16 protein-coding genes are annotated in these 16,529 nt (G+C 71.0%); 9 read left to right on the forward strand and 7 right to left on the reverse strand.

What is annotated here, in order from left to right:
* Positions 1 to 10: 10 nt before the first annotated feature.
* Positions 11 to 1,552, reverse strand: coding sequence for an acetolactate synthase large subunit (locus tag E4T13_RS10545; RefSeq protein ID WP_137178220.1), 1,542 nt, complete (start codon positions 1,550 to 1,552; stop codon positions 11 to 13).
* 211 nt (positions 1,553 to 1,763) lie between these two features.
* On the opposite strand from E4T13_RS10545, the gene E4T13_RS10550 reads away from it, so the two are divergent.
* From E4T13_RS10550 to E4T13_RS10565, 4 genes are all read left to right on the forward strand, one after another.
* A complete protein-coding gene (locus E4T13_RS10550) occupies positions 1,764 to 4,034 on the forward strand; it encodes a fused MFS/spermidine synthase (protein WP_137178221.1) in 2,271 nt (756 codons plus the stop codon).
* Between the two features lie 80 nt (positions 4,035 to 4,114).
* A complete protein-coding gene (locus tag E4T13_RS10555) occupies positions 4,115 to 4,963 on the forward strand; it encodes a hypothetical protein (protein ID WP_137178222.1) in 849 nt (282 codons plus the stop codon).
* A gap of 23 nt (positions 4,964 to 4,986) precedes the next feature.
* Positions 4,987 to 5,454, forward strand: coding sequence for a hypothetical protein (locus tag E4T13_RS10560; RefSeq protein ID WP_137178223.1), 468 nt, complete (start codon positions 4,987 to 4,989; stop codon positions 5,452 to 5,454).
* Between the two features lie 121 nt (positions 5,455 to 5,575).
* Positions 5,576 to 6,262, forward strand: coding sequence for a PEP-CTERM sorting domain-containing protein (locus E4T13_RS10565; protein ID WP_137178224.1), 687 nt, complete (start codon positions 5,576 to 5,578; stop codon positions 6,260 to 6,262).
* 21 nt (positions 6,263 to 6,283) lie between these two features.
* Here the strand turns inward: E4T13_RS10565 and E4T13_RS10570 are convergent, their stop codons facing one another.
* The gene (locus E4T13_RS10570; protein WP_137178225.1) at positions 6,284 to 7,420 is read right to left on the reverse strand and encodes a helix-turn-helix transcriptional regulator; all 1,137 of its coding nucleotides are present in this window, start codon (positions 7,418 to 7,420) and stop codon (positions 6,284 to 6,286) included.
* Between the two features lie 168 nt (positions 7,421 to 7,588).
* Between E4T13_RS10570 and fdhD the strand changes: the two genes are divergently transcribed.
* Genes fdhD through E4T13_RS30765 form a run of 3 tightly spaced genes read left to right on the forward strand, consistent with a single transcriptional unit; the run spans position 7,589 to position 9,265 of the window.
* On the forward strand, positions 7,589 to 8,488 hold the full coding sequence (gene fdhD / locus E4T13_RS10575) for a formate dehydrogenase accessory sulfurtransferase FdhD (RefSeq protein WP_137178226.1): 900 nt from the start codon (positions 7,589 to 7,591) through the stop codon (positions 8,486 to 8,488).
* The gene (gene mobA, locus E4T13_RS10580) at positions 8,481 to 9,110 is read left to right on the forward strand and encodes a molybdenum cofactor guanylyltransferase MobA (RefSeq protein ID WP_137178227.1); all 630 of its coding nucleotides are present in this window, start codon (positions 8,481 to 8,483) and stop codon (positions 9,108 to 9,110) included. The genes fdhD and mobA overlap by 8 nt, the downstream gene beginning before the upstream one ends.
* A 29-nt stretch (positions 9,111 to 9,139) precedes the next feature.
* Entirely contained in the window at positions 9,140 to 9,265 is a 126-nt protein-coding gene (locus tag E4T13_RS30765) for a hypothetical protein (protein ID WP_256370443.1), read from the forward strand.
* 8 nt (positions 9,266 to 9,273) lie between these two features.
* Here E4T13_RS30765 and E4T13_RS10585 read toward each other — a convergent pair whose 3' ends face one another.
* On the reverse strand, positions 9,274 to 10,680 hold the full coding sequence (locus E4T13_RS10585) for a solute carrier family 23 protein (RefSeq protein WP_170984921.1): 1,407 nt from the start codon (positions 10,678 to 10,680) through the stop codon (positions 9,274 to 9,276).
* Positions 10,681 to 10,993: 313 nt separating this feature from the next.
* Between E4T13_RS10585 and E4T13_RS10590 the strand changes: the two genes are divergently transcribed.
* Entirely contained in the window at positions 10,994 to 12,049 is a 1,056-nt protein-coding gene (locus E4T13_RS10590; protein WP_137178229.1) for an IS110 family transposase, read from the forward strand.
* 424 nt (positions 12,050 to 12,473) lie between these two features.
* Positions 12,474 to 12,782 carry a hypothetical protein gene (locus tag E4T13_RS10595; RefSeq protein WP_137178230.1) on the forward strand — a complete coding sequence of 103 codons (309 nt, stop codon included), beginning with the start codon at positions 12,474 to 12,476 and terminating at the stop codon, positions 12,780 to 12,782.
* 222 nt (positions 12,783 to 13,004) lie between these two features.
* Here the strand turns inward: E4T13_RS10595 and glp are convergent, their stop codons facing one another.
* The 4 genes from glp to fdh3B all read right to left on the reverse strand — a co-directional run bounded on the left by glp (position 13,005) and on the right by fdh3B (position 16,519).
* Positions 13,005 to 14,252 (reverse strand): gephyrin-like molybdotransferase Glp, encoded by a 1,248-nt coding sequence (glp, locus tag E4T13_RS10600; protein ID WP_137178231.1) that lies wholly within the window; start codon positions 14,250 to 14,252, stop codon positions 13,005 to 13,007.
* A gap of 8 nt (positions 14,253 to 14,260) precedes the next feature.
* Complete coding sequence (mobB, locus tag E4T13_RS10605) at positions 14,261 to 14,794, reverse strand: molybdopterin-guanine dinucleotide biosynthesis protein B (protein ID WP_137178232.1); 534 nt, start codon at positions 14,792 to 14,794, stop codon at positions 14,261 to 14,263.
* A gap of 76 nt (positions 14,795 to 14,870) precedes the next feature.
* The gene (locus E4T13_RS10610) at positions 14,871 to 15,902 is read right to left on the reverse strand and encodes a formate dehydrogenase subunit gamma (protein WP_137178233.1); all 1,032 of its coding nucleotides are present in this window, start codon (positions 15,900 to 15,902) and stop codon (positions 14,871 to 14,873) included.
* A gap of 20 nt (positions 15,903 to 15,922) precedes the next feature.
* Entirely contained in the window at positions 15,923 to 16,519 is a 597-nt protein-coding gene (gene fdh3B / locus E4T13_RS10615) for a formate dehydrogenase FDH3 subunit beta (RefSeq protein WP_137178234.1), read from the reverse strand.
* Positions 16,520 to 16,529: the final 10 nt, after the last annotated feature.

The raw sequence follows: 16,529 nt of genomic DNA on the forward strand, positions 1-16,529 counted from the left end.
ACATAGCTTCTCAGATCTCCAGCTCGATCACGAACGGACCCTCGCGCGAGAAGGACTGCTTCATCAGGTCGGCGCAGCCTTCCAGCGTCGCGGTCTTCGCCGCCTCCACGCCCATGCCGTTGGCGAGCTTCACCCAGTCGAGGTCCGGATTGCCGAGGTCCATCATGTCCATCGCCGTGCGGCCCGGATTGGCGCCGACGCCGCGGTATTCGCCCAGCAGGATCGCGTATTTGCGGTTGCTCAGCACGATGGTGGTCACCGGCAGCTTCTCGCGTGCCTGCGTCCACAGCCCCTGCAGCGTGTACATGCCGGAGCCATCGGCCTGCAGGTTGATCACCCGGCGCCCCGGCGCGCCGACCGCCGCGCCGGTCGCCAGCGGGATGCCGCAGCCGATCGCGCCGCCGGTGATCTGCAGCCAGTCATGCTTCGGCGCGCAATGGGTTTCCTTGAAGAAGCCGCGGCCGAAGGAGACGCTTTCATCCGCCACGATCGCCTCGTCCGGCATCAGCGCGGCCAGCGTCCGCGCCAGCCCCTCGGGTGTCGGCGCGCCGCGCGCGGGCTCCGGCCGCGGGCCGGGATCGGGCAGGTCCGCGGCCGGCGCGCGCAACTCCTCCGCCAGCGCAGTCAACGCCTGGATCGGGTCGGCCTCGTAGCGCGTCAGCAGCACGGCCTCGGCGTCCTCGCGGCAATGCAGTGACGGCTTGCCAGGATAGGCGAAGAAGCCGACGGGCATGCGGCTATTGACCAGCACGATGGTCGTGTACGGCTTCAGCGCCTCCAGCGCGACGTCCACGGGATAGGGCACGCGCTCCAGCGGCGGGCGGCCGCGGCCCCGCTCGAAGCGGCCGTTCGAGCCCTCCGCCATCAGCGCGGCGCCCGTATGCGCGGCGATGCGCCAGGCGAGCTCCTGCGCCTCGGCCGTCAGCGCCAGCCCGCCGAGCAGGATCAGCACGTCCTTCCGGTCCCGCAGCACGCGCGCGGCGTTGCGGATCGCCATCGGGTCGGCCTGCGGCGCGGCGGGCACGGGCAGCGCGGCGGCGGGGCCGACCGTCGCCTCGTCCCAGCAGGTGTCCGACGGCAGGATCAGCGTCGCGACCTGCCCCGGCGAGGTCCGTGCGGCCTGCACCGCGACTGCGGCGTCGCGCCCGACCTCGTCGGCGCGGCGGACCGTGCGGGTCCAGGCCGACACGCCGCGCGCGAAGCCCTCGGTATCCGCGGTCAGCGGCGCATCGAAGGGCCGATGATAGGTCGCCTGGTCGCCGACGCAGTTCACCATGCCGGACCGCGCGCGCCGCGCATTGTGGATGTTGGCCAGACCGTTCGCGAGGCCGGGCCCGCAATGCAGCAGCGTCGCCGCCGGCTTGCCCGCCATGCGCCAGTAGCCGTCCGCCATGCCGGTGACGACGTTCTCCTGCAGGCCGAGGACGCAGCGCATGCCGGGGATGCGGTCCAGCGCGGCGACGAAATGCATCTCGCTGGTGCCGGGGTTGGCGAAGCAGACCTCCACCCCCGAGGCCAGCAGCGTATGGACCAGACTTTCCGCGCCGTTCACCCGACCGCTTCCCTGTCACCGTGAGGCGGGGAAGCTGCGCGGGCCGCGCCGCGCCGGCAAGAGGGCCCGCGCCGACAATCCGGTGGGGCGGCTCGCGACACCGTGAGCCCCCCTTTACGAACCGTCATGGTGCCGCAATCCTGCCTCCATCAGGGGGCAAAGGGAAACGATCGGTCCCGGGGGGGGGGCCCGGTCGAGGGGGACGGGGGACATGCCGCGGCTCGCGGTCGCATTCTTCTGCTCGGGCTTCGCTGCGCTGCTGTGCCAGATCGTGTGGCAGCGCATGCTGGGCATCTTCGCGGGATCGGACACGGTCTCCGCGGCGCTGGTGGTGGGTGCCTTCCTGGCGGGGCTCGGCCTCGGCTCGATCCTGGGCGCAAAAATCGCGGACCGGCTGACGGCCGCGCAGGCGCTTGTCGGCTTCGCGCTGGCCGAGGCCGGTGTCGGCGCCTTTGCCCTGGTGTCGAAGCTCTTCCTCTACGATTTCCTTGCCACTGACCTGGCCGGCGTGGTGGACGCGCCGGCGGCGATCTTCGCGCTCTGCTTCGCCGGGCTGGTGCTGCCGACGACGCTGATGGGCGCGTCGCTGCCGCTGCTGGCGCGGGCCATCGCCACCAGCCTCGACACCGTCGCGGAACGGGTTGGCACGCTCTACGGGCTGAACACGCTGGGCGCGGGCCTCGGCGCCCTGCTCGGCGGCTGGCTGCTGGTGGGCAATCTCGGCTTCGTCGGCGCGCTGGTGCTGGCGGCCGGGCTGGACGCCTTCGCGGCGCTGCTCGCGCTGACCCTGCTGCCGGCCTTGCGCCGCACGGAAGCCGCGATGCCGCGTGCGGCGGCAACGCCGAAGGCCGTGGACACCGAGCCCTTCGGCAGCCTTCGGCTGTGGTGCCTGCTGGTCTTTCTTTCGGGCTACGTGATCGTCGCGCTGGAGATCGTCTGGGTGCGGCTGATGGGCCAGGTCGGCCAATACCACGCCTATCTGTTCCCCACCGTCCTCGGCGTGTTCCTGCTGGCCGACGGCGCCGGCATGGCAGTGGCGGCGCGCATGGTGCGCCGCATGAAAGACCCCCGCCCGGCCTTCTTCATCACCCAGGCCGGCGGCTTCGTGCTCGGCGCGGCGCTGATCCTCGCCCTCTACTGGGCGCTGCCGCATTGGCCGATCAGCAGCGTCGTCAATGCCGACATCCAGCGCCTGCGCGGCGAGGGCCTGGCCACGACGATGCTGCTGATCGTGCTGGTGGTGGGCCCGCCCAGCTTCGTCATCGGCATGACCTTCCCCTTCGTGCAGCGCGCCGTGCAGCAGGACCTGGCGAGCGTCGGGGCGCGCGTCGGCTGGGTGCAGCTTGCGAACATCCTCGGCAACGCCGCGGGCTCGATCGGCACGGGCATCGTCACCTTCCACCTGCTCGGGACCGCGGGCACGCTGCAGCTTCTCGCGGTGCTGTCGCTGCTGCTGGTCCTCGGCTGGCTGTGGAAGGCGGGCTGGCGGCGCCGGCCGGAGGTTGCGTTGGCCGCCGCCTGCGTGCTGGCGCTGCTGGCGCTGCCCTCCAACGCGGCGCTGTGGTCGCGCCTGCATGCGGAACAGCCGGGCCATCGCACCGCCTGGGCCGAGGACCGCTCCGGCGTCGCCTTCTTCCGCGATGACTCGGCCGATGCGACGCAGCCGCATGGCCCCTTCTTCATCCAGGGCTTTGCGCAGGGCCGCATCCCGTTCCTGCCGATCCATCAGTTCCTGGGTGCGGTCGGGCCGCTGCTGCATGCTGATCCGGAGCGCATCCTGTGCATCGGCATCGGCTCCGGCGGCACGCCCTGGGCGGCCGGCATCGCGCCGGAGACGGCGAGCATCCGCGCCATCGAGCTGGTCGGCCCGGTGATCGCCGCGCACCAGGAACTGGCCGAGCGCAACCCGGATGGCCCGATCGCCGAGATGTTCCGCAACCCCCGCTGGACGCTGGAATACGGCGACGGCCGTCGTGCCCTGTCGAAGGGGGAGACGCAGTACGACGTGATCCAGGCGGATGCGATCCTGCCGGAGGGCTCGCATTCCGGCCTGCTCTATTCCCGGGAATTCCTGGAGCAGGTGCGCCGGCGGCTGGCGCCCGGCGGGATCTATGTGCAGTGGGGGCCGACCCGGCGCGCGGTCGAGACCTTCGCCGCGGTGTTCCCGCACACGCTTCTGCTGATGCCCGGTTCCGTCCTGATCGGCTCCGACAGCCCCATCGATTATGATGCGGAGCGGCTTGCGGCACGCTTCGCCGATCCGCGGGTCGCCGCGCACCTCGCCCAGGGCAACCGCGACTTCGCCGACTACCGCAGCTTCTTCACGCGGCCGCCGCTGCGCTGGGAGCCGGGCAGCCCGCGCGCCGAGGCGTCCCTGACCGATGTGTTCCCGCGCGACGAGTTCTACCTGAACAATCCGGTCCGCATGACCGTGGACCTGACAAGGCCATCCGACCTCATGGTCCAGGCGGAGTCTCGCTGACGCCGCACGCAAGATATTTCCACGGCCGCGGAACCATTGCTAATCTGTGGCAATGCGGCGCGGCGAAGGCGGGTATGCACTTGCCCCGCGACGCGGAGGGGGGCGTCGCAGCCATGCCCGCGTCCGGTATCGCGCGTTTCGGCGCGCTCGTCATCGTCCTGCTCGCGACGACCTGCCTTGAAGCCAGGGCGGGCATCCTCGGCATCGCAACCGGGGTGGCGCCGCAGGCAAACCCGGCGGCGAACCTGATCGCCAATGGCGGCTTCGAGAGCGGTGCCGCGGGCAACCAGATGTGGACCGGCAACGGCCCCTACACGGGCGCGAATACCGGCGGTCCCGGCGTCTCGATCCCATCTTGGAGCGCCAGCTACCCCAGCGGGGCCTATGGCTGGTGGGGCCCGCTGCCCATGGCCGCCGCGCCCTGCGCTGAGGGAGCGAACTGCGTGTATTTCGGCAATTGGATCACCGCGGCATCGCAGACACCCAGCTTCGCGGCGAACGGCATCGTGACGTTCCCGGGGCCCGTCGCCTTCACCAACACGGTGCCCACGAATCAGGGCCAGGTGACGCTGTCGCAGACTGTCGGCCTGACGCCCGGCGCGACCTACCTGCTCGATTTCTGGGTCACCGGGGAAGGACCGCCGAGCCTGCCAAGCGGCGTGTTCGGTCTGGGCATCGGCACGCAGTCCGTCTTCCTCGAAGTCACGACCGGGACGCGGCGCTACTACGTCACCTTCACGGCCGATGCCGCGGCCACCCCCATTGCCTTCACCAATTGGGGGCACATCCAGACAGGCCCCGGCGTGACGACGGAACTGGTACTCGATGATGTGATCCTCAACCGCGTGCCTGCGCCCGGCGGCCTTACATTGTGCGCGGTCGCACTGGCCGCCCTCGCGGCCGCGCGGCCGAGAGCGGCACGCCGCTAGGCGCTGCGGGATCTCGTCGCCGTATGTGGCGGACCCTCGTGATCGGCTTCCTGTGCGGCGCCATAGCCGTGCCGCTGTTCCATGAAGGCACGAATTTCCTGCTTTTCCACAACTACTTCTGGCTGCGCACGACGCTCGGCGTGCCGGAGGGCCTGCGCCCGCCATCGGCCGGCTTCAGCTTCCGCTTCGCGCCGCCGGTCGGCCTGCCGGAACTGCTGAACCTGCTGTTCTGGGGCGGTAGCTGGGGCGTGTTGCTGGGATTCGTACTGTGGCTGCTGCGTCCCCCGGTGCTGCTGGCCGGCTTTCTGTTCGGCGCTTTGGTGTGCACCGGTTTCGGCTTCGCGCCGTACTACGGCGAACAGGGCCTGCCGATCTGGAACGTCATCTATGTCTGGAACTGGGCACGCATCGCGCTGGTGAACGGCGCATGGGGCTGGGGCGCGGCTGCACTGATGCAGGCCGCAGGTCTCGGCGCGCGATTCCGCCGCTGACGGCGCAACCGCTTCCGCTACCGCCGCGTGCAGGTCGCGCGAAAAGTTTACAACCTCACGGTTCTATTCATTCGCTATACGGTGCGTTATGATGTTCGAACTTGTAAGGCGAGGTGTGGACATGTTCCGGACAGCGATAGCGGCGGGTGCAGCGGCTCTTTCCTTCGCGGTGGCATTGCCCGCCACGGCGGACACGATCTCGGTCGAGAGTATCCAGTTCAGCAATCAGTCCCGGCAGGTCAAGATTGTCGGGCTGGGCGTGGACGAGACGGTGAACGCCGGGCGGTTCATCGTTCGCACGGTGACGCAGCAGGAGCTGTTTCTCTGGTGCGTCGACATCTTCAACTCGCTGAACCGCGGCATCTACAGCCCGCCGCAGCTGTTCGAGACGGGCGACCTGACGAATGACGGCGCCACCCCGCCCAACCCGCTCTCCGCCGCGCAGATTTCTCGCGTCAACGGTCTGGTGACCGAGGGCGATGCCGCGCTGGCCAACCCGGGGACCAACACCTCGCTGTACTCGGCGGCCTATCAGGTCCTGATCTGGGAGACGATCTACCCGACCGTCACCTTCGATGCCGTGAGCAACGACGTGGACGCGCTGGTCGCAAGCCTGCGGCCCGGCACCTACGATGGCGGCGGCGGGACCCTCTACACGCCGATCCTTGCGAATGGCGATCCGGACGACAAGCAGAAGCTCTTCGGCGGCGGCCCGGACCCGATCAACCCGGTGCCCCTGCCCGGCGCGCTCGGCCTGTTCGGCTTCGCGCTCGCCGGCCTGATCGTGGCGCGCCGCGCCACGGCCTGAAACCCTGCACCGCCGCCCGGCTCATCCGGGCAGGCGGGACAGCAGCGCGACGAGATCCGCCTGACGCCGGCATCCGGTCTTGCGCCGTATGCCGGCGAGTTGCGTACGGACCGTCTCACGCGAGACACCACGACGCTTCGCGTGTTCCTCGAGCGTCCGGCCCGCCGCCAGCGACGCCGCGAGCGCCGATTCGGCCGCCGTCAGCCCGAACAGCCGCGCCAGCAACGCCGCATGCGGCCGCGCCCGCTTCTCGCCATCCGTGACCAGCAGCATCGCGCCGCGGAAGCCAGGGGCCTCGCCGGCCGCGGCGCGCGCCGTGACCGGTATCGCGCGGATGGTCCAGGGCGCGCCGCCGGACCGCCGCGGCACCGCCAGGCTGCCCGCCAGCGGAAGCAGCCCCACCCTCCCCTCCGCCGCGGCAAGCCCTGCCGTCACCGCCCGGCCCAGCGCCGGCCGCGCCGCTGCATCGGTGGCGTCCAGGCCGCGCTGGCCCAGCGACAGCCCGTCGCCCTGCGCAACCATGCCCAGCAGGGACGCATTGGCGAAGACCAGGTGCCGCTCCGCATCCAGCAGCGCGACGCCGTCCGGCAGCGCATCCAGCGCCGCGCGCAGCCCGCCTTCCGGCACGCTGCGCAGGTTCGCGAAGCCGGATTCCGCCGCGAAGCAGCGCCGCAGATGCGGGAACAGCGCCTCCATCAGCGCCAGATCGCCCGCGTCGAAAGCCGCCTCGTCCGCGCGGCGGTGGAACGCGAGGCTGCCGATCGCCTCGCCGGAACGCAGCACCGGCACGCCGATGGCGTGGAACGCCGCGTCGTTGCGCTTGCCCCATTCGTTCCAGAGCCGGCTGCGGCGCAGCGCCTCCGGCGGCACCGCGCGCGCCATGTCCCATACGCCGAGCGACAGGCGGGGAACGGCCTGCGCCCAGGGGTCGTGCCGCACCCAGTAGCGCGAATACTCCTCCAGCGCCGCGCCGCCGACGCCGCCTTGCGTGGCGGAGACGCTGCGCACCGGCCGTCCGGCCCGGTGATGCACGAGATGCACGGCATGGCCGGAGGCGCCGACGCGATCGGCGACGTCGCGCAGCGCGGGCAGCAGGCCGCGCCCGTCCAGCAGCGCTTCATACAGGCCCAGCGCGAGGGTGGAGACGTCTGTTTGCACGGGTGTTGTTTCGCGAGCGGTTGATCCGTCGCACAAATGCGCCCGGACCTGTTTCACCTTGCAAGGAGATTGGTTGAGAAAGAACGAACGTTCTCACCCTTTCGGGTGAAGCCGATTGCAGGCTGCACGCTTGCGGTGGCGCCCGCGCCGCACCACCCTTCCCGCGTCATGACCACGCCCCTGTTGCGCGTCCAGCCCGACCCGACCGACCCCCGCCTCACCCGCCGGGTCGCCGGCATCGACCAGACCGGCGCGCGGATCGAGACCGCGGTCACGGTCGAACGCCCGCTCACGCTCTATCTGAACGGGCAGGAGATCGTGACGATGATGACGATCCTGGACCGCCCGGAGGACCTCGCGCTCGGCTATCTGCTGAACCAGGGCATGCTGCGCCGGTACGATGCGGTGGCCGGCGTCGAGTACGACGAGGATCTGGCCGTCGTCGTCGTCCGCACCGACCGGCAGACCGATTTCGAGGCGAAGCTCAGGAAGAAGACGCTGACCTCCGGTTGTGCCCAGGGCACCGCCTTCGGGGACCTGATGGAGGATTTTGCCTCCGTGCGGCTGTCTCCGACAGCCGAGTTGCGGACAAGCTGGCTGTATCGCCTGCTCCACCGCATCAACACGCTGCCGAGCCTGTACCTCGAGGCCGGGGCGATCCATGGTTGCGCGCTGTGCCGCGAAGACGAGCCGATCGTCTACATGGAGGATGTCGGCCGTCACAATGCGGTGGACAAGATCGCCGGCTGGATGTTCCGCGAAGGCGAGCAGCCGGAGGACAAGATCTTCTACACCACCGGCCGGCTCACCTCGGAGATGGTCATCAAGACCGTGCGCATGGGCATCCCGATCCTGGTTTCGCGCTCCGGCTTCACCGCCTGGGGCGTGGAACTGGCGCGGGAAGCGAACCTGACGCTTATCGGCCGCTGCAAGGGCAAGCGCTTCGTCGCGCTGGCCGGCGAACAGCGCATCGTCTTCGACGCGGATCTCGCCTATGTGCCGGAGGAAAGCGCGAAGCACTGGCGCAAGAACAGCGCGGACGCCATCGCCGGTTCCGACGATGCGTGACGACACGCTCGGCGTGGTGCTCGCCGGCGGGCTGGCGCGGCGCATGGGCGGCGGCGACAAGCCGCTGCGGCGGATCGGCGGCCGGCCGATCCTCGATCATCTGCTGGACCGGCTGCGTCCGCAGGTGCCGGCGCTGGTGCTGAACGCCAATGGCGATCCCGCACGTTTCGCCGCGCATGGCCTGCCGGTGATCGCGGACACGCTGCCAAATCACCCCGGGCCGCTGGCGGGCATCCTCGCCGCGCTGGAGCATGCGGCGGCGGTGCACCCGGACCTGCCCTGGGTGGTCTCCGTCACCGGCGACGCACCCTTCATCCCCGGCGACCTCGTGGCGCGGCTGCATGCGGCGCGGGAGGACGCGGGCGTGCCGCTGGCCTGTGCAAGTTCCGCCGGCCGCACCCACCCGCCGATCGGCCTCTGGCCGGTGGCGCTTCGCGCCGAGTTGCGCGCCGCGCTGCTGGCGGGCGAGCGCAAGATCGACCGCTGGACGGCGCGCCATGGCTGCGCCGAGGCGGCCTGGCCGGCCGCGCCCCACGACCCCTTCTTCAACGCGAATGCGCCCGAGGACCTGGCGGAGGCCGAGATCATCTTGCGCGCCGCCCACGCCGGTTTTACTTCGTAGATGCAAGGTTCAGCGGGGAGGCCGCGCCCATGAAATCCGTCCTGATCGGCTGCATCGCGGCCCTGGTCGTCGCGATCGGCGCCTATGCCGTGCTCGACACGCGCGTGCAGCAATCCGCGGACCAGCGCTTCAGCACCACCAGCGTCCGCCTGTAGCGGCCGCTTCAGTCCTCGAAGACCAAGCGCATCTCGCAGTCCTCGCCGCTGTTGCGGCGGGTGACGGCCAGCGCCTCACGCGTGGCGAGCCAGAGCGCGAAGGTGTCCTGTGCGGAATCATCCTCCAGCAGGTCTTCCGCCTGCGGTGGGCGTGCCGCCGGCTCCGGCAGCGGGCTGCCCTGCCAGGCGAGCAGCAGGTCCACCCGATCCTCGCCGCGCCGCGCGCTGACCTCCAGCGCCGCCACCCGGTGTCGTCCCAACACCTCCGCGATCTCCACCAGCGCGCGCTCGATCGCGCGTCCGGTCTGGGGCCTGAGGCCCCAGCCGCGCGCCGTCTCGGCCGCCCATTCGCTGGCCTCGCGCCCCGCATCCAGCCCGGGTGACAGGCGCACTGCGGCGCGCTGCGTCACCAGCGGCATGGTCGCGAGATTGGCCAGGAAGGCCAGCATGGCACCAAGCGCGAGCGGCGAGGCAAGCGCCGGCACATGCGCGGCGAAGGCCACCGGCGCCGTGGCCGCGGTCATGCCCGCCCCCATGCCGAGCGCCACCACCATGGACCGACGCGCATCCAGCAGCCGCACTGTCGCAAGCTGTGCGCCCTGCACGATGATGAAGCCGGAGACATAGATCAGCGTCGCGGCCTTCACCGAAGCCGGTGCGACCACGAACAGCGCGACAAGCTTCGGGCAGAAGGCGACCAGCACCAGGATCGCCGTGCCGATCCAGACGATGCGCCGCGCCAGCGTGCCGGTGGCAACCGAGAGGCCGGCAGCCGCCGTCGCCGGGCCGGGTGCGGCGGCGCCGAACGCGCCCGCGGCGATGATCGCGATGCCGTTGGCCAACAGCCCGCGTTGCACCGGCGGCGGGTCCGGCCGCGTCCAGCCGGCATCCGCGGCGCGCTGGATCATCAGGAAGCCGCCGGCGGCGGAAGCCTTCGCGGCGACCAGCGCCAGCAGGAAGGCGGCGAGCGGCGCCGGCTGCATGTCGCCGAAATCCGGCAGCCAGGGGTGCGGCAGGTCAAACCAGGGACTCGCGGCGACCACCGCGGCCGCGTTGGCCGGCACCTCGCCCAACAGGATCGCCAGCACCACGCCGAAGGCCGCGCCGACCAGCACCGAGAGCCGGGCGAGCTTCGTGCGGCTGAGCGCCACCACCACCATCGCCAGGATGCTCGCCAGCATCACCACCACGCCCATCGGCCCGGGCGCGCTGCCACCAGCTTGCAGGCCGAGGATCTGCGTCGCCAGCAGGATCAGCGAGACGCCGATCAGCATCACCACCACGCCGGCGACCTCGTTGGGGATCAGCACGCGCAGCCGGCGCATCGCGAAGCTCAGCAGCGCGGCGACGATGCCGGCGATCAGCAATCGCGGCGGCACCACCGAAGCCGACCCCGGCGGCGCCCGCAGCCGCATAGGCGCCGAGCATCGCCGGCGCATGCGTGCCCGGCACCGGATAGCCCGAGCCGAGCGGCCCCCGCGTCAGCAGTTGAAGCCCCTGCCACAGCGCGACGGCCAGGATGGAGAGGCACAGGAAGCGCGTCGCCTCGGCCGGGTCGGGCGAGAGTGCCGCGGCCGGCGCCGCCGCCAGCACGAAATACACCGACTGCACCGCGACATGCTGCAGCGCCAGCCAGAAGCTCGGGACATGGCGTAATCGCGGGCGGGATGCCGGCTGACGGCCGGCGGTAGCGTCCGCAAGGGGATCGACCCCGCAGGAGGACGCGCCATGGACCAGCAGCAACCCGCCCGGCACTACGCCGGCCTCGACGTTTCGCTCGACAACACCGCCGTCTGCGTCGTGGATGATGCCGGCGCCGTGGTCTGGCGCGGCAAGTGCCCGTCCGAGCCGAAGGCGATCGCCGCCACCCTGGCCGAGCGCGCCCCGGGCCTGGTCCGGACCGGGCTCGAGACGGGCCAGCTCTCCAACTGGCTCACCCTCGCCCTCCGGCGCCTGCACGTGCCGGTCGTCTGCCTCGACGCCCGGCACGCCAAAGCGGCGCTGGCCATGCGGATCAACAAGACCGACGCCAACGATGCCCTCGGCCTCGCCCAGGTGGTCCGCACCGGCTGGTATCGGGAGGTGGCCGTGAAGGGCATGGCCGCTCAGGAACTGCGGATGCTCCTCGTCGCCCGCGCTGGGCTCGTCACGCAGCGTCAGGCGATGGCCAACACCATCCGCGGCCTGTTGAAGTCCTTCGGCTTGACCATCCCCCGCGGCCCGAAAGGCCTGTTCGAGGGGCGCGTGCGCGCCGCGGCCGAGGGGAACGACGCGCTGCTGGCCATCGTCGAGCCGCTGCTGGTCGCCTGGCGGACGCTGCGCGAGCAGGCGGGCGTGCTCGACAGCCGGATCAACGCACGCGCCAAGGCCGACGCCGTCGCCCGGCGCTTGATGACCATCCCCGGCGTCGGCGTGGTGGTGGCGCTCGCCTACACGGCAGTGGTCGACGACCCCGAACGCTTCCGGAAGTCCACCTCGGTCGGCGCCTACCTCGGCCTCACGCCGCGGCGCCAGCAGTCAGGCGAGACCGACTTCTCGAGCCGCATCTCGAAATGCGGGGACGGCCTGCTGCGGTCCTACCTCTACGAGGCCGCCAACGTGCTGCTGACCCGCCACCCGCGGCCGAACCCGATCAAGGCGTGGGGCCTCGGCCTCGCCGCGCGCATCGGCATGCGGCGCGCGAAGGTGGCTGTGGCGCGCAAGCTCGCGGTGGTGATGCACAGCATCTGGCGCAGCGGCGGCGAGTTCCGCTGGGAGGCGCCGGTGGCGCCCGCGGCCGCATGACGGCCGGAAGCGGCCAGCACGGGATCCGTCCGGCGTAGCGGCGCCGGGCGGTCGCCTGTCCCCACCGGGACGAGGCTTGGCGACCCCGAGTTCCTCGTTGCGGCGTGCCCCGGCACGACCGCGTTCGGGACATACGGGCGCCGGCCTCCCCCCGATGCCATGGTGCGGCTGCTTGGCGGACCGCGGAAAGAACCATGCCCTGGTGGTGGGTGGGCTGACCTGACTTGGTGCCCCGGCTGGACAAGCGTCGGGCCGTGCTCGCGCCGGTCAAGGCCGCTACGGGCTGCGCCCTCCGCGCCGCCTCTGGCGGTGGCCTGCGGCCAGCCCTGACCGCCGCTGCGCGCGACCCGCCTGGAGAGGATGGCCGGGACGGAGAAACGGCCCCTTCGACCGAACAGACAAACTCGTGCAGGATTGCGGTGCGATGTCGAACGGCCGGAACAAGTACCAGTCACGGGAGAACCGGGCGAAGGTCCGCCAAGTGTTCATGGACAGCTGGGACCCGATAGGTGTGCGCGAGGTCCCGGAGGCGCAGGACGAGTACGATGCATACGTCGGCCGGGTTTACGTCATGCTGATGGATGAGAAAGCATCGGCCAAGGAAATCGCTGACTGGCTGTACGCCGTGGCCACCGGCCACATGGGTCTCTCGCCATCAACCTGGCTGGAGGAACGGGGCCGCGAGACCGCCGAGGCGCTCGTCGCCCTACGACCGAGCTTCGCAACGCACTGACCATCCATTGCCCCCTTGCGCATGGCGACGCGATTAAAGAACGAGGGGCGAGGGCGTGTCGAGCCAGTAGACCAGTCCGGTCGGCCGCTGCATGCGCCGGTCCGCATCGCGGCTGAGGCTGCTGAACAGAGCGGAGACGAGCGACATGGCGTGTCCGGGTCGTTTCGTCCCAGCCTATGCTGCAACTTCGCCTGTAGCCAATTGCCTCGGGTGCCCCGCGGCTCAGAACACCGCGCGGAAGGGCAGCACGTGGACGCGGTCGCCCGGCGCGACCTGAGTGACCTCCTCCGGCAGTTCGGCGAAGGCGTCGGACTGCGTGAGGGAGGTCAGCAGCCCCGCCCCCTCGCGCGGATACTTGCGGGCGACCGGCAGGTCCGCGCCGAAATCGAGCGACACGCGCACATATTCCCGCCGCCCCGCCTTCTTGCGATAGGCGAAGTCGGACAGCGCGGTGAAGCGCGGCAGCGGCTCCGCCGCGGCGCCGGCCAGGCGCAGCAGCAGCGGGCGCGCCAGGTGCAGGAAGGTGACGACGGCGGCCACCGGATTTCCCGGCAGGCCAACCACCGGCGTGCCGTCCACCACCCCCATCGCCGCAGGGCGCCCCGGCTTGATCGCCAGCCGCCAGAACACGAGGCGGCCGCCGGCCTCGATCGCCGCCTTCACATGGTCGGCCTCGCCGGTGGAGACGCCACCGGAGGTCAGCAGCAGGTCATGCGATGCGGCCGCCTCAGCGAGCGCGCGCGCGGTCGCTTCGCGATCATCGGGCAGGATGCCGAGATCGGCGATATCCGCTGGCAGGCCGGCCAGCAGGGCCATCAGCGTGAAGCGATTCGAATCGTAGGTCTGCGCAGCGCCGAGCGCAGCGCCGGGCTCGGCCAGTTCGTCGCCGGTGGAGAACACGCCAACCCGCACGCGCGGCCGCACGGCAAGGCGCGTGCAGCCCAGCGCTGCGGCAAGCCCGATCTCGGCCGGGCCGAGGCGGCGCCCGCCGGCGAGCGCGACCGCGCCGCGTGGCACGTCCTCGCCTTCCGGCCGGCAATTCGCGCCGCGCTTCAGGCCGGGCGGCAGCAGCACCGCGCCGGCATCCTCCCGCGCATCTTCCTGCATCATCACGGTATCGGCCCCAGGCGGCATCGGCGCGCCGGTGAAGATGCGGATCGCCGTGCCGGGCGCGAGCGGCGCCGCGCTCGCACCCGCCTGCAACCGACCGGCCACGGCCAGCCGCGTCTCGCCCTGCGCGGCGAGGTCGGCATGGCGGAATGCGTAGCCATCCACCGCCGAATTGAAGAAGGGCGGCAGCGCAACCGGCGCGGCGAGATCCTCCGCCAGCACGCGCGCCAGCGCGGCGGCGAGCGGAACCGTCTCGGTGCCGGGCAGCGGCGGCACGCGCTCGGCGATCAGCGCCTCCGCCTGTTCCACCGCGAGCAGCTTGCCGCCGAAGGCGAAGCAGTCGTCGCTGAGCTGGGCCATCGACGTATCTAGCGCGCGGCGAGCACGGCTTCCAACGGAGACGCCTTCTCCAGCACCAGCGTCGCGATCGCGGCGATGTCGTCCAGATGCGCCCAGGGCAGCGCCGCGCCGGGCAGCGGGACACCGGGCGGCGCCGCATCGGCGGCGATGGCGGCGACGAAGGGGTCCTCCGGATGGATCCAGGGCTTGCGGTTGGCGGCGCGATGCACCTCCAGCTTCGGGTGCCGGTCGCGCTTGAAGCCCTCGACGATCACCAGGTCCACGGTATCGAGCCGGCGCAGCAGTTCGGCCAGCGTCGGCTCCGCCGCGCCGCGCAGCTCCGTCATCAGCGCCCAGCGATTGGCGCTTGCCACAAGCACCTGCCGCGCGCCGGCGCTGCGATGGGCGTAGCTGTCCTTGCCGGGCTGGTCGATGTCAAAGGCGTGGTGCGCGTGCTTGAGCGTGGAGACGGAGACGCCGCGTGCGGCGAGTTCCGGAATCAGCCGCGTCATCAGCGTGGTCTTGCCGGCGCCGCTCCAGCCGGCCAGTCCGATCAGGCGCACCGCGCGCTTGCTCCCCTGCATGAAAAAGGGCCGGGCGCGTCGCCGCGACCGGCCCGGTCCGTTGCGGCGCCGCCGGTCAGTCGGCGCCGGCGGCCTTCGCGCCGGCGGGACCATGCACGGTCGCGCGCGCCTTGGCCATCTCCTCCTCGACCCAGAGGGAGTGATGCTCCTTCGCCCAGTTCACATCCACCTGGCCGGAGCCCATCGCGTCGAAGGCGCCCTCCATGCCGAGCGAGCCGATGTAGATGTGGCCCAGCATCGCCGCGATCATCAGCACCGCGATCACGCCGTGCACCACATGCGCAAGCTGCTGGCCTGCGATGTCGGTGAAGAAGAAGGGGAACATCAGCAGGTAGCCGGAGACCGCGACGGCGGTGCCGCCGATCACGGTGATCCAGAACACCATCTTCTGCCCGGCATTGAACCGCCCAGCCGCCGGATGCCCCGCCGCGAGCAGCCCACCGCCCGCCTTCATCCAGGAGACATCGGTGCGGTTCGGGATGTTGTCCTTCACCCAGGCGAGGAACAGCACGACGATGCCGAGCGCGAAGGCGAAGGACAGGTAGTTGTGCGCGAACTTGCCCCACAGCGTGATCGTGGCGAAGGCCTCCGACCCGATCAGCGGCAGCACCAGGTGCCGCCCGAAGGTGAGGTTCAGCCCGGTCAGCGCCAGCACGACGAAGGAGCTTGCAGTCATCCAGTGCGCCGCGCGCTCGATGCCGTTGAAGCGCTGGATGGTGCGCCCGGACTTGCCGCTGTCGATGCGGATGCGGCCCTTGGTGGCGTAGAACAGCACGATGACGGCAAGCATGCCGAGCACCGCGACGCCGCCGATCCAGGCCAGCGTCACGTTGTGGAACTCGCGCCAGTCGCGACCCATCGGCTGCACCAGGCTGGCGGCCTGCTCGTCGGGGATCGAGATGCGCCCGCCGATCCGCCCGCCCTGCAGCGCCTTCTGCAGCTCGAGATCCTCCGCCGTGAAGCCGGGCGGCGCGGGGTTGGTGGGCGTGCCGGTGACCGGCCCGCCGATCTGCGCGAAAGCCGCCGGCGCCGGCGCGGCCATGAGGCCAAGGCCGAGCGCCAGCGCGGGCAGGATGCGTGCGAACATGGTGGTTCTCCTCCTGCCCATCAGACCGTGATGGTCTCCTTGTAGGCGGTGCGCCAGCCCCAGGCGCCGGAGCCGTAGCCGCGCTTCTGCACGCGCTCGCGATAGATCGTGGCGATCATCTCGCCATCGCCGGCGAGCAGCGCCTTGGTGGAGCACATCTCCGCGCAGAGCGGCAGCTTGCCCTCGGCCAGGCGATTGGCGCCGTACTGGATGTATTCGACGGCGGTGTTGTCCTGCTGCGGACCACCCGCGCAGTAGGTGCACTTGTCCATCTTCCCGCGGCTGCCGAAATTGCCGACGCGCGGATATTGCGGCGCCCCGAAGGGACAGGCGTAGAAGCAGTAGCCGCAGCCGATGCAGGTGTCCTTGTCGTGCAGCACGACGGCATCCGCCGTGGTGTAGAAGCACGCCGTCGGGCAGACCGCCGCGCAGGGCGCGTCGGTGCAGTGCATGCAGGCCATCGAGATCGAGCGCTCGCCGGGCTTGCCGTCGTTCAGCGTGACGACGCGGCGGCGGTTGATGCCCCAGGGCACCTCGTTCTCGTTCTTGCAGGCGGTGACGCAGGCGTTGCACTCGATGCAACGGTCGCTGTCGCAGAGGAACTTCATGCGGGCCATGGTCTGCGCC

Source organism: Roseomonas sp. AR75, assembly GCF_005222815.1.
Taxonomy (GTDB): domain Bacteria; phylum Pseudomonadota; class Alphaproteobacteria; order Acetobacterales; family Acetobacteraceae; genus Falsiroseomonas.

Bases quoted from the DNA above. Each gene is read 5' to 3' on its own strand.
- E4T13_RS30765 (WP_256370443.1), top strand. From the start codon at position 9,140: ATGAAATCCGTCCTGATCGGCTGCATCGCGGCCCTGGTCGTCGCGATC.
- glp (WP_137178231.1), bottom strand. From the start codon at position 14,252: ATGGCCCAGCTCAGCGACGACTGCTTCGCCTTCGGCGGCAAGCTGCTC.
- E4T13_RS10590 (WP_137178229.1), top strand. From the start codon at position 10,994: ATGGACCAGCAGCAACCCGCCCGGCACTACGCCGGCCTCGACGTTTCG.
- fdhD (WP_137178226.1), top strand. From the start codon at position 7,589: ATGACCACGCCCCTGTTGCGCGTCCAGCCCGACCCGACCGACCCCCGC.
- mobA (WP_137178227.1), top strand. From the start codon at position 8,481: ATGCGTGACGACACGCTCGGCGTGGTGCTCGCCGGCGGGCTGGCGCGG.
- E4T13_RS10550 (WP_137178221.1), top strand. From the start codon at position 1,764: ATGCCGCGGCTCGCGGTCGCATTCTTCTGCTCGGGCTTCGCTGCGCTG.
- fdh3B (WP_137178234.1), bottom strand. From the start codon at position 16,519: ATGGCCCGCATGAAGTTCCTCTGCGACAGCGACCGTTGCATCGAGTGC.
- E4T13_RS10610 (WP_137178233.1), bottom strand. From the start codon at position 15,902: ATGTTCGCACGCATCCTGCCCGCGCTGGCGCTCGGCCTTGGCCTCATG.
- E4T13_RS10585 (WP_170984921.1), bottom strand. From the start codon at position 10,680: ATGCGGCTGCGGGCGCCGCCGGGGTCGGCTTCGGTGGTGCCGCCGCGA.
- E4T13_RS10565 (WP_137178224.1), top strand. From the start codon at position 5,576: ATGTTCCGGACAGCGATAGCGGCGGGTGCAGCGGCTCTTTCCTTCGCG.
- E4T13_RS10560 (WP_137178223.1), top strand. From the start codon at position 4,987: ATGTGGCGGACCCTCGTGATCGGCTTCCTGTGCGGCGCCATAGCCGTG.
- E4T13_RS10595 (WP_137178230.1), top strand. From the start codon at position 12,474: ATGTCGAACGGCCGGAACAAGTACCAGTCACGGGAGAACCGGGCGAAG.